Below are 12,125 nucleotides of genomic sequence, written 5' to 3'. Positions count from 1 at the left end.
CAAAATTATGATAAAATCTTAGTCATTATTTTTCATACACTATAATGGACCTAACATGATAAAATTAACAAGTATATGTTATCGTAAATGAGAGGAGTTAATATGACGATGAAAGAAAGAAACTTAGCTATTGCATATTTATTATGGTTTTTCTTCGGACAAATCGGTTTGCATCGTTTTTACACAGGTCGTGTAGGGAGTGGGATCACCCAGCTTTTACTTGGCATCATAGGATGGGGTACTACCTGGCTCTTAATTGGCTGGATTCCATTAGTTGTGTTATGGATTTGGCTATTTGTCGATATTTTCTTAATTCCGGGAATGTGTCGGAACCCGAGATAAAAGCGGAAGTCTATTGTGTCACTTTTAGTGATGTAATAGGCTTTTTTTTTACGACAAGAAAATATAAAATTTGGGTATTTGTCTAGCACCGATCCTCCAGAAACTAGGCGACTTCACGAATGGCCCTACAATAAGTCATCATCGATTCGTAAATCATCGTGTCCATTAGCTTAGTTAATTCTGAAGTCAATATGTTTCTAGACGGGCGCTCTGCGCTTTTCTTACTTGTAAGGAAAGTATGCAAACATTGGTATCACAACTTTTTGGAGATCTCAATGCTATATTTTAGTCTTTTAGGGAATAATAATCCAATTTTTTAGCTCTGATATATGTTGTAGAGCAAATCTTAGCGGAGGCCGCCCATTTCCACTCCTGTGGGAATTGTTTGACCTGAAGATCCACTTTTTTGAGCGGATTTTGCTCAAAAAAGTTAGCTGAAGGGCAAACCCCACGGAAAGGGAAGTGGGCAGCCGGAGTGGTGGTCAAGTTGTTCAAATATTTCATCATTCTGGTCACACCTATACGAACAGAATAAAAATTTTACTTCACCTGTCGTAGTAATTGTGGTAAACTGAAATTACTACGACAGGTGAAGTAAATTGGGATGTGGGAAGGGGGGTCAACTTTTTGATTAGTAGTGATGTAATTCGGGGCTACAATGATACGATTATTCTTTATTTATTGTTAGAAAAAGAGTCCTATGGATATGAAATTTCGAAAAGAATCAAAGAGTTATCTAATGATAAGTATGTCATCAAGGAAACCACCCTTTATTCAGCATTTAACCGTCTTCTGAAAAAGGGTTATATTGAATCTTTTCATAGAGGGCAAACCTTTGGAAAAAAGCGAACGTATTATAGAATTACCGAATCAGGATTGCTTTATTATCAAGACAAGTGTAGAGAGTGGGAGTTAACAAAGGAAGTAATTAACCAATTTATTAGGGAGGATTATCTATAATGGATACCATTATTAATTACGTCGATAATATGTTTGCTTCATTACCGAAATCTACGGAAATGAGGCAGTTAAGGGATGAACTTCTGGCTAATATGGAAGAAAAGTATCATGAATTAAAGCAAGCTGGTAAAACGGATAATGAAGCAATAGGGATTGTTATTTCTGAATTCGGTAATATTGACGAAATCATCGAAGAGTTCGACATTTCACAAGAGGAAGGGGTAATGACAAAACCATTACTAACGGAGCAAGAGGTGGATAATTATCTTCAGGTTAGTAAAAAATCGGGTCAATGGATTGGAATAGGAGCGGTTTTGTGTATTTTCGGTTCAGCCATGTTTGTTCTTTTACTAGGTTTATTTGAAAATGGATACATGAATGGCTTGACTGTGGAAACAGGAATGTATATAGGAGTAATTATACTATTATTATGTGTAGCGATCGCAGTTGGCTTATTTATCTATGCGGGAATGCAATTAGATAAGTATAAATATATTAGTGTAAAGGGGAATTTTGATTTACCAATCGATTTAAGAAGTAAAATAAAAACAATGAATGACGCTTACCAGCCAACGTTTACGATCATTATGATTGTTGGAGTTGTTCTAATTATACTATCTCCAGCAATTCTTCTTGGCATGATTGCTCTTAATGATAATATGGCTAACTTTGGAGTGTTTATTATGTTAGCACTTGTCGCAGTTGCAGTATATTTATTCGTATATTTTGGTAATATGTACGGAGCATACGATAAACTTTTAAAAGGGGATGCAAAACGAACCAAAGAAAAAGATGAAGATCGTGTCATTGGTGCCGTAGCTTCGATAATTTGGCCATTAGCCGTAATCGTGTTCTTGATAAGTGGTTTCATTTATGGTCTCTGGTATATTAATTGGATTGTGTTTCCTATTACGGGGCTGTTGTTTGCTATGTTTAGTGGAGCTTATTCTATCTTGGTAAATAAAGAAGAATAACTAATTTTGAGTCCATCCATTACACTTGTATTACTAAAGCATATTTCAACTACAGAGAATGCTTTAGTAATGCTCCGTACCAGTTTAAGTTACTTATTCCCAAATACCAACGTATAGTTTCCTTTGGGAAATTAAAGTAAATTCTCCCGAAACCAGTTGCTTTTACTTTGACAAAAGGGAAATGTGAATCAAAGATTTTCATGTTCTCTCCTCCGAACAAATTATCTAAATGATTGGTGAAAAGTCTAAACTTATTATATAAAGTCTACATTTTTACAGGATTCTTTCATACACTTCTCTTAGAGGTGATGAAAATGGCAAGAGTAAAATATACTGACAGTGACGTAGCTTTAATGGCGAGGATGATGAGAGCAGAAGCAGAAGGTGAAGGAAAACTAGGGATGCTTATGGTAGGTAATGTCATTGTAAATCGACTAAAAGCTAACTGTTTAGATTTTGAAGGTTTAAGGACCATACCAAATGTCATTTATCAAGTACAAGGTGGAAATTATTCATTTGAAGCAGTGCAAAAAGGAAATGTATTTTATAATAGAGCAAGAAGTGCAGAAAAGAGATTGGCCAAACAAACGTTAGACTACTGGAGAGAGCATCCTTCCAAATATTCTCTTTGGTATTTTAATCCATATGGTGAATGTCCTTCTTCATGGTATGGTCAACCATTTACAGGGCAATACAAACAACATTGTTATTATGAACCACAGGCTAATACTTGTGAAGGCGCTTATCGATGATGAAAAAATCACAAAATAATCAATTACCCCCCCAGCACATTTAGACACTTTTGAAATAATCTCGAACACATTCGCCCAAATAATTAAGTTTCCATTCGATTAATGGGAAGATGGATTTGAAGAATAAACCAATCATTATTAATCTCTACATCCATTTTTCCTTCCATTTTTTCCACCAGCTTTTTAGACAGATGCAGACCAATCGCGCATAAATACTTTTTCCACGGCAACTTTGCTATCTGGTTTGATGTCATTTTTTACAATAAAGACGATATAGTCATCTTCGTTTCTATAATGGATAACCGCTTTAGTTTTGGCATAACGAATGATGTTTTGTACGATATTTTGAATAACGCGAGTAAGCATTAATGGATCGGCAATAATTTGTCGGTCCATTATTTGTTCAGGAAAATGCAGTTCAATGTTCTTTTCTTCCAATTGTTCATAATAAGACAAGTAGTTTTCTTCCACTAAACTGGCTAGAGAAACGGAAGTTAGGGTGATTTCTTTTTGATTTGTTTCAATCCGTGCTAAATTATAAAAATGGTCAGCCATTTCGATCAATCGTTTGACAGAGTTTTCGATAATCGATAAATAGCGTGCTCTCTCGGTTTGGTCTGTGGTTGCATCCAAAAGAAAAGTTGCACATCCCCTTTAATAAGAGGTGTACGTAAATCATGTGAAAGACCTACGATGGATAACTTCACATTCTCTTCGAAAGCATCAATTATTTGGTTCCATTCGTCGATCAATTCCATCAATCTCTTGAAGAAATTCTTCGCCGTTCATCCCCGAAAGCATCAAATCCAAAAGAACTAGATTCACTTGATTTTGCGAAAAAAGTAACTTCCCTTCCGTACCTGAATTAGCACTTAATGTTGTAAAACCATGTAAATCTAGTGCGTCTTTCATCAGTGAATGAATGGCACTATCGTCTTCCATAATTAATATTGTAGCCATACTTATCGACCTACTTTATGTCCGTTCGTTTAAATAGAAAGATTCCTATTGTTAATTGCTCTCACTACATTGCCAATCCGAAACAGAGAATGATTTTTTATATCCTTCAAGTATATTTTTTCTTCCTCATACATAATGTTTTACAAATGTTCGATTTAAACAATAACGAACAAAGCGGGGAATAAAAAATGGAAAAATCCTTGAATCGAAGGCAATACAAGATTTATAACTTATTAAAAACAGAAGATGATGTAAAAGTAAATGAGTTATCCCAAAAATTTAACGTAGCAGAAATGACAATTAGAAGAGATTTAGAGAAATTAGAAGATTACGGCTTAGCAAAACGTACATTTGGAGGCGCTATCTTATCTGCTAATACGGATATTACCTTTAATCGCCGTAATGTATTACATGTGAAAGAAAAACAATCGATTGGCTATGTTGCAGCACAATATGTTCAAAATGGTGATTCTATTTTTATAGATGCTGGCACAACAACTTCGCATTTCTCTCGTTATTTATCAAGTAGTTTGGCGATTTCACTTGTTACAAATGGAGTGAATATTGTTTCAACCATTTATGATTCGAACAAAGAAAAGATTTTGTTAGGCGGTATCTATCGAGAATCTACGAGGTCTTTAGTTGGGCCAATTAGCCAATCTCACTTAGATCATTTATATTTTGATAAAGCTTTTTTATCTGCTTCAGGCTTTTCAGTAGAGAAGGGATTTACAAACTCGAACAGTTTAGAAGTTCAAATTAAACAAAAAGTGATCAAACAATCGAATGAAGTCAATCTTCTCATAGATAGTTCTAAATTTGAAAAAAATTATCTTCACAAAATCGGTAATTTGCATGATATTCACCGTATTTTTACAGAGAAAATGCCACCAGACAATCAGAAAAAAGAGATTGAGCAAGCAGGGGTAGAACTTGTCATATGTGACACCTTCTTATTATAGGATGGATAACGTTAATAATCACATGATGTGATTCATTAAAAAATGGATAAGGGAGAGGTCAAGCTATGAAAAAGAAAGGTTTCTTATTGTTGTTAATATCGGTCTCATTCGTTTTGTTGTTAGCTGCTTGTAATGGGGACACAGAAAGTGATGGAGAGAATGATTCGGGAAATGCCGCTGGCGGAGAGAATACGGATGGCTATACTTTTGGTTATACATCGATGACACAAAACAATCCTTTCTTTCAAGTTTTAGAAGAAGCCATTAGAGAAAAAGTGGAGGCAAACGGTGATGAGTTAATTACAACCAATCCAGCGATGGAGGTTGAGTTACAAATTAACCAGATTGAGGACATGATTGCCCAAGATATTGATGCCATTTTTCTAAATCCAGTTGACTGGGAAGGAATCAGACCTGCATTAGTGATGCTAGAAGAAGCAGGTATTCCGATTATTAATTATGATACCGAAGTGAAAGATTTTGAATATGTGACTGCCTATGTAGGATCTGACAATAAGAATGCAGGAAAAGTAGCGGGTGAAGATTTAGTAGAAAGGTTTCCAGAGGGTGGAGAAATAGCGGTTTTAGACAGTCCGACAATGAACTCGATTAATGATCGTATTGAAGGCTTTATGGAAGCAATTGAAGGGCATGACTTTGAAATTGTTGCCCAACAGGACGCCAAGGGTGATTTGGAAACTGCGCTTGATATTACGGAAGATATTCTACAGGCACACCCTGACATTATTGCGATAATGGGTGGGAATGATCCAACTGCACTAGGTGCCTTAGCAGCTGCAAAGTCCAATAACATACAGGATATTGCGATCTACGGTGTAGACGGTTCACCAGATGCAAAAGCAGCCATCGCAGAAGGTGGTCCATTTGTAGGTACGGGTGCTCAATCTCCGATTTCAATCGGAGAAATGTCTGTCGATGTAGCCTATCAAATCTTAAATGGTGAAGATTACGAAGAGAGAACACCAGTAGATACGTTTTTAATTAACGAAGAGAATGTGGAGGAATATGGGGTGGACAGCTGGCAATAAATAAATTAGGAGTCTACCAAGCAATTGTATTCTTGTCTACCTCCAAGCGCCAGAAGCTAGGCGACTTCACGAACTTGGTTTTAACCATTATTAGTGATTTCTCATGTTATAGCTATTGGCATTTACACTGGGATAATAAACCAAGTTGCTAGGTCTTACAAATGTTGTAGCACAGGTATAAAGCGAAGGCAGCCCACTTCAACTCCTACGGGAATTGTTTGGCCTGAAGATTCACTTTTTTAGCGGGTTCTGCTCGAAATGAGTTAGCTGAAGGACAAACCCCACGGAAAGGGAAGTGGGCAGCCGGAGTGGTAGTAAAACTGTCCATATATTTCATCATTATTGCTAAAGTAATCGCACTTCTACTTAGTATTTAGAGATAAGAATCGGGACTGATTTTGCCTAGTTTATTTTAATCAAGATCGAGAAAAGAGGTGATGGTATGAGTGCAGAGCTATTAAGTATGAATCGAATTACTAAGTCATTTCCGGGAGTAAACGCTTTAAAAGAAGTTGGATTACAGCTGGAGGCTGGTGAAGTACATGCTCTGTTAGGAGAGAATGGTGCTGGGAAATCAACATTGATTAAAGTTTTAGGTGGAATCTATCATCCGGATGATGGTGAAATTTTTGTTAATGGAAAGAAAGTAACAATAGGGAAGGTTACCGATGCTCAAGAAAATGGAATCAGTATTATTCATCAAGAAATTGTGCTCGTTCCTTATTTGTCGATTGCAGAGAATATTTATTTAGGAAGAGAACCGTTAACTAGAAGTGGTTTTATTGATATGGAGAAAATGATAGAGGATTCAAAAAAATATTTAGCAGAATTTGGTCTGGATTTGAATCCAAGAACGACCATTAAAGAATTGACGGTAGCACAACAACAGATGATTGAGATTATTAAAGCGGTATCATTCGAAGCGAAAATTATTGTCATGGATGAACCAACATCATCCTTAACAGATAAAGAAGTAAAGGCATTATTTCAGACTATTCGCAGTTTAAAAAAGCAACAGGTAGGCATCATCTATATTTCCCACCGAATGGAAGAGTTGTTTGAGATTACCGATCGCATTACTGTCATGAGGGATGGTGAATATGTTGGAACCGTTAAGACGAAGGAAACAACTCATGATGAATTAGTAGCGATGATGGTAGGGAGAAGCTTAAGTAATATCTATTATCGAGAAAAAGGTTGGAAGACTAGTGAAACAATATTAGAGGTGCATCATCTATCCAAGCAAGGTGTCATCGAAGATATTAGCTTTGATTTGAAGAAAGGTGAAATTTTAGGTTTTTCAGGTTTAGTAGGGGCAGGTAGGTCAGAGTTAATGAGATGTATATTTGGTATTGATGACTATGATAGCGGGGAAATTCTACTGAATGGCAAGCATGTAAAAATTGAACAGCCTAATGATGCGATGAATCAAGGATTAGCATATGTACCGGAAAGCAGAAAGGATCAGGGTTTATTCCTGTCTAAAGCAGTGGATTATAATATGTCGATAAAAATCCTTGATAAATTTATAAAAGGCTTGCGTGTAAACAATAAAGTCGAAAAGCAGCAGGTAGATTACTATATTAATGAATTAAATATCAAGACACCCCATGCGAAGCAGACGGTAAGGAATTTAAGTGGTGGAAATCAGCAGAAGGTATTAATATCGAGATGGCTTTCAACGAAACCTGATGTATTAATTTTAGATGAGCCAACAAGAGGGGTAGATGTTGGCGCTAAGTTTGAAATTTACTCTATCATGCAAAAGCTAGTTGAAGAAGGTGTTTCGATCATTATGATTTCATCGGAATTACCAGAAGTTATTAACATGAGTGACCGAGTAGTGGTGATGTATAAAGGAAAAGTCGGAAATATTTTAGAAGGAAACGAAATCAAACAAGAGCAAATTATGTATTACGCTACAGGAGGTGGAAAAAGATGACTCCATTAACCTATGAAGATGGTAAAGAATCGATCTGGTTTAAAATCAGCCATGCTGTTATGAGTTTTGTTAGAGAAAATATGGGGATTTTAATTGGATTAATCGTATTATGTGCCTTTATTTCAATCATAAATCCTGACTTTTTGTCTTCTAACAATCTCATGAATGTATTAAGACAAACCTCTACCAACATGTATTTAGCGATAGCGATGACAATGGTCATTATTTTAGGTGGGATCGATTTATCGGTCGGCTCTATTATAGCGGTCACAGGTGTTGTGACAACACTATTTATTGCAACATTGGGCTTTCCTGTCTGGGCGGCAGTTGCTGTAGGGTTATTAGTAGGGATGCTTTTTGGTGCATTTAACGGCTATGTAGTTGCCACTACGATTATTCCTCCTTTTATTGTCACCTTAGCAACAATGAACATCGCCAGAGGAGCAGCCTATGTTTTTAGTGATGGAAAACCGGTAAGAGTGATGTCAGATTCTTTCAATAACATTGGTTCTGGTTATATTGGTGGATTTCTGCCAGCTCCTGTCCTTTATTTAGTCATTATTCTTATCATTGCTTATATCATAATGAATAAAACGAAATTAGGAAGATACATGTATGCGGTTGGTGGTAATCCGGAAGCAGCTAAATTTGCCGGAATAAACATTAAGAAGATCAAGATCCTCGCTTATACTTTTAGCGGTCTGATGGCAGGTGTTGCAGGGATAGTTTTATCTTCAAGAATGTTCTCTGGCCAGCCGACAGCAGGTGATATGGCGGAGTTAGATGCGATTGCCGCTGTTGTATTGGGTGGAACAAGTATGACAGGTGGCTCAGGTAAGATCGGTGGAACAGTAATCGGTGCACTTATCATCGGTGTTTTAAGCAACGGTCTCAATTTAATGGGAGTCAGCTCCTTTTGGCAATATATCGTAAAAGGTACGGTGATCCTAATCGCGGTATACGCTGATGTTATTAAGAAGCGGAATCAATTGTAAGTTTGTTCATAACGAAAGGGGGGATATTTTTGCGCAAGGGAATTGCAATTGCTGGTACGGTAATGGTTGATGAAATTAAATCAGTAAATGGATACCCAGCTAAATCAGAATTAACGACGATTGAGCAAAGGAAACGGTCAATGGGGGGATCTGTTTCCAACTGTTCACTATCTTTGGCTCATATCGATCCGACTCTTCCAATTGAAATCATTGCTTATTTTGGAGAAGACGAGAAAGGACAATATTTGTATGAAGGCTTTTCAAAATATAACAATATCGATTTGAGTAAGGTTCAGTTTACGGGAGAGACGCCATTTACTGATGTTATCTTTGATGAATCCGATAAAACAAGAACCTTTTATACCTATAAAGGGAACTCTACCTCTTTTAATGAAGATGCTTTTCCATTTTTAAATATTCATGCGAAAATTTTGCATGTTGCTTATGTCCTGTTGTTAGATGCTTTAGATCAAGAGGATGAGCAGTACGGGACAAAGCTTGCTAAACTATTATATCTCGCCCAAAAAGAAGGGATTCAAACTTCCATTGATATTGTAAGTGAAAATAAAGATAGATATGAAAAGCTAGTACCACCTGCATTAAAATATACGAACTACTGCATTGTGAATGAATATGAAGCTGGGAAAAGTACCGGAACAACATTGCGTGGACAGAATGATAGATTACTAGTGAACAATATAAAAAAAGCATTAACTAAGATGAAAAGCATGGGTGTACAAGATTGGGTAGTCATCCACGCACCTGAAGCTAGCTTTGGGTATAACGGGGAGGAATTTTATCGTTTACCATCTTTATCGATTAATAAAGATAGCATAAAAGGAACAGTTGGAGCAGGTGACGCGTATGCAGCTGGGATTCTCTATGGTGCGGAGAAAGGTTATTCATTATATGAGTCAATGAAAATCGCTACCGCTAGTGCTGCTTCCTCCTTGTTAGAAGAAGATAGTGCTTCCGGTGTGAAAGATATACAAACATTAAAAGGGATGTATGATAACGGGAAGAAACGCGAAGATGCTTTTCTTCTATAAGGGGGTAAACGATGTTAGTTACATTAAAAGAAAATCTGGAAATGGCGGAGAAAGGGAATTATGCAGTTGGTGCTTTTAATGTTCCTACTTTGGAAGCTGCCCGAGCAGCACTGGAGGCAGCGGAGGAGTTAAAAAGTCCGATTATTTTGGCGCATGCCGAGGTTCATAATGAGCTAATGCCGCTAGAGTTTATTGGGCCTATTTTAGTAGAATTAGCAAAAAAAGCAAGTGTACCGATTACGGTCCATCTGGATCATGGCTCTCAATTCGACTTAATCAAACAAGCAATTGATATTGGTTTCACCTCTGTCATGATTGATGCATCCCATTTACCTTTTGAAGCTAATGTTAGAGAAGTGAAGAAAGTGGTAGAATATACAAGGAAACGAAATGTTTCGGTCGAGGCAGAACTTGGAGTGATGACAGATTCGACAATAGGTGGCGGTGAAAGCTATGACGATTCCGACAAAGGCGATGGAATTTATACCGACCCGGAAACTGCCAAAGTATTTGTAGCAGAAACAGATATTGATGCACTAGCTGCCGCGTTTGGCACTGTACATGGCATTTATTTAGAGGAGCCTAAGCTTGACTTTCACCGTTTGCAACAAATCTATCAAGGGACAGGTAAACCAGTCGTCATGCATGGTGGTTCCGGCCTTAAAGAAGAGGACTATACTCAAGTGATCAATGCAGGAGTAAGGAAAATCAATTATTATAGCTATGCAGCAAAAGCAGGCGCAGAAGCAGTAAAGCATTATGTTAACCACAAGGAACATATTTTTTATCATGATATAACGGCCGTTGCCAAAAAAGCGATGAAACAAAATTATCAACGCGCTATTGAAATATTTATGAATTAATAGTAGAAAGCTTGCAAGCACTCCTAAACAGGGTGTTGCAAGCTTTCTTTTTATAAGTTAAGAAGTTATAAAATCAGTGCAATGACTGCGTTAAGCGAACTAGTTATTTTGAAATGTTTTATGTTTATTTGCCAACGCTCCGACTAATTACTTCGCTTTCCACGGGCACGGCCTCACCTAACTTTGCAAAGTGGATTTTCGGCTCGTGCTATTCCCGCAGGAGTCTCCGTAATTAGTCTCCGCTATGAGGAGGTGCAACAACTCTTGTCATAAGTAATAGGTTGACTTTTTATAATGAACAGAGTGAAAACTCGTTATCTGTATAACAGCTGCTGTGTGTTACTTCATGCTAGCGTTGGAGGACAATACTTAGCGAAGGTCGCCCACTTTCACTCCTGTGGGAATTGTTTGACCTGAAGATCCATTTTTTCGAGCGAGTTTTGCTCGGAAAAGTTAGAAGGACAAACCCCACGGAAAGGGAAGTGGGTAGCCGAAGCGGTGGTTAAGCTGTTTAAATATTTCATAATGGATGCTAGAGAAAGGATAAATCTTTAGCTTTTAGTTATAAGGAAAGAGCGTTTTTTGCTCAGATTTTCTTATTGTGAAAAATTCCCCTATAGTACTCATATTAATAGTATAATGGATAAAACATTGTATGTCCGCGAGATAGCTTCAAATATTTCACTAACAGATTCACACATTAATAAGGAGGATTTATATGCAAGCTGTTGCTACAAGGAAACAACGGTTTATTGCACTATTGATTGATTGGTTATGTATCAGTACATATCTCATCTTACTCTTCGGCATCATGCAATTAGTCTACCTGGTCGCTTTTAATGGAATTCCTGCATTTTCAAATTGGCAAACACAACTTATTGCAACGTTAGCCTCTGTGCTTCCAGTCATTATTCTACTTTCGATTCTTGAAGGCGGATCTCGTGCTTCCACTTTTGGTAAAAGAGTCAAAAAGATAAAAGTATTCTATCCTGATCATCCTAAAATAAGAAGCGCGGTACGCAATATTGCGAAATTTCTACCGTGGCAGCTAGGCCATATGGGAGTTATTCATGGAATGTATCATGATTTCAATTGGCTAGCCATGGTTTATATTACTATCTCGATGTTTTTAGCATTTCTTTATATTATCATGGTCCTTGTACGTCAGGATCATCGTCATTTAGCAGATTTATTAGCAGGAACAACGGTAATAAAACAGTAAAGACCTCTAAATCGCGGATGCGGTGCATGATCAATCATAGTATAATGAGGGCACA

At 37.1% G+C, this 12,125-nt stretch carries 14 protein-coding genes; 11 read left to right on the top strand and 3 right to left on the bottom strand.

Translation table 11 applies throughout. The features are described 5' to 3' along the window. The first annotated feature begins 108 nt into the window (after positions 1–108). Complete coding sequence (locus tag GHT08_RS07175; RefSeq protein ID WP_033404487.1) at positions 109–342, top strand: TM2 domain-containing protein; 234 nt, start codon at positions 109–111, stop codon at positions 340–342. A 285-nt stretch (positions 343–627) separates the two neighbouring features. Here the strand turns inward: GHT08_RS07175 and GHT08_RS07170 are convergent, their stop codons facing one another. Next, positions 628–849, bottom strand: a complete 222-nt coding sequence (locus GHT08_RS07170; RefSeq protein WP_163580752.1) for a hypothetical protein — start codon at positions 847–849, stop codon at positions 628–630. A gap of 120 nt (positions 850–969) precedes the next feature. Between GHT08_RS07170 and GHT08_RS07165 the strand changes: the two genes are divergently transcribed. From GHT08_RS07165 to GHT08_RS07150, 3 genes are all read left to right on the top strand, one after another. After that, positions 970–1,302 (top strand): PadR family transcriptional regulator, encoded by a 333-nt coding sequence (locus GHT08_RS07165; RefSeq protein ID WP_163580751.1) that lies wholly within the window; start codon positions 970–972, stop codon positions 1,300–1,302. Beyond that, complete coding sequence (locus tag GHT08_RS07160; RefSeq protein ID WP_163580750.1) at positions 1,302–2,276, top strand: permease prefix domain 1-containing protein; 975 nt, start codon at positions 1,302–1,304, stop codon at positions 2,274–2,276. Before GHT08_RS07165 ends, GHT08_RS07160 begins: the two co-directional genes overlap by 1 nt. Positions 2,277–2,590: 314 nt before the next feature. Then, positions 2,591–3,028: a cell wall hydrolase gene (locus GHT08_RS07150; RefSeq protein WP_163580748.1), complete on the top strand. Its 438-nt coding sequence runs from the start codon at positions 2,591–2,593 to the stop codon at positions 3,026–3,028. A gap of 183 nt (positions 3,029–3,211) precedes the next feature. On the opposite strand, the gene GHT08_RS07145 is transcribed toward GHT08_RS07150, so the two are convergent. Next, positions 3,212–3,661 (bottom strand): sensor histidine kinase, encoded by a 450-nt coding sequence (locus GHT08_RS07145; RefSeq protein ID WP_202882520.1) that lies wholly within the window; start codon positions 3,659–3,661, stop codon positions 3,212–3,214. A 90-nt stretch (positions 3,662–3,751) separates the two neighbouring features. Next, on the bottom strand, positions 3,752–3,988 hold the full coding sequence (locus GHT08_RS07140; protein WP_238343517.1) for a response regulator transcription factor: 237 nt from the start codon (positions 3,986–3,988) through the stop codon (positions 3,752–3,754). 188 nt (positions 3,989–4,176) lie between these two features. Between GHT08_RS07140 and GHT08_RS07135 the strand changes: the two genes are divergently transcribed. The 7 genes from GHT08_RS07135 to GHT08_RS07105 all read left to right on the top strand — a co-directional run bounded on the left by GHT08_RS07135 (position 4,177) and on the right by GHT08_RS07105 (position 12,070). Further along, positions 4,177–4,950: a DeoR/GlpR family DNA-binding transcription regulator gene (locus tag GHT08_RS07135; protein WP_163580747.1), complete on the top strand. Its 774-nt coding sequence runs from the start codon at positions 4,177–4,179 to the stop codon at positions 4,948–4,950. A 65-nt stretch (positions 4,951–5,015) separates the two neighbouring features. After that, positions 5,016–5,999, top strand: a complete 984-nt coding sequence (locus GHT08_RS07130; RefSeq protein WP_163580746.1) for a sugar ABC transporter substrate-binding protein — start codon at positions 5,016–5,018, stop codon at positions 5,997–5,999. 442 nt (positions 6,000–6,441) lie between these two features. Next, positions 6,442–7,941, top strand: coding sequence for a sugar ABC transporter ATP-binding protein (locus GHT08_RS07125; RefSeq protein ID WP_163580745.1), 1,500 nt, complete (start codon positions 6,442–6,444; stop codon positions 7,939–7,941). Beyond that, positions 7,938–8,936, top strand: coding sequence for an ABC transporter permease (locus tag GHT08_RS07120; protein ID WP_202882519.1), 999 nt, complete (start codon positions 7,938–7,940; stop codon positions 8,934–8,936). Before GHT08_RS07125 ends, GHT08_RS07120 begins: the two co-directional genes overlap by 4 nt. A gap of 29 nt (positions 8,937–8,965) precedes the next feature. Then, on the top strand, positions 8,966–9,985 hold the full coding sequence (locus tag GHT08_RS07115) for a carbohydrate kinase family protein (RefSeq protein ID WP_163580744.1): 1,020 nt from the start codon (positions 8,966–8,968) through the stop codon (positions 9,983–9,985). An 11-nt stretch (positions 9,986–9,996) separates the two neighbouring features. Beyond that, positions 9,997–10,848, top strand: a complete 852-nt coding sequence (locus GHT08_RS07110; RefSeq protein WP_163580743.1) for a class II fructose-bisphosphate aldolase — start codon at positions 9,997–9,999, stop codon at positions 10,846–10,848. Positions 10,849–11,566: 718 nt separating this feature from the next. Then, entirely contained in the window at positions 11,567–12,070 is a 504-nt protein-coding gene (locus GHT08_RS07105; RefSeq protein WP_163580742.1) for an RDD family protein, read from the top strand. Positions 12,071–12,125: the final 55 nt, after the last annotated feature.

This window comes from Gracilibacillus saliphilus, assembly GCF_010994085.1.
Classification (GTDB): Bacteria; Bacillota; Bacilli; order Bacillales; family Amphibacillaceae; genus Gracilibacillus; species Gracilibacillus lacisalsi.
Note: the sequence above shows the minus strand (reverse complement) of the source record. Positions and strands in the feature narration are given on the sequence as shown.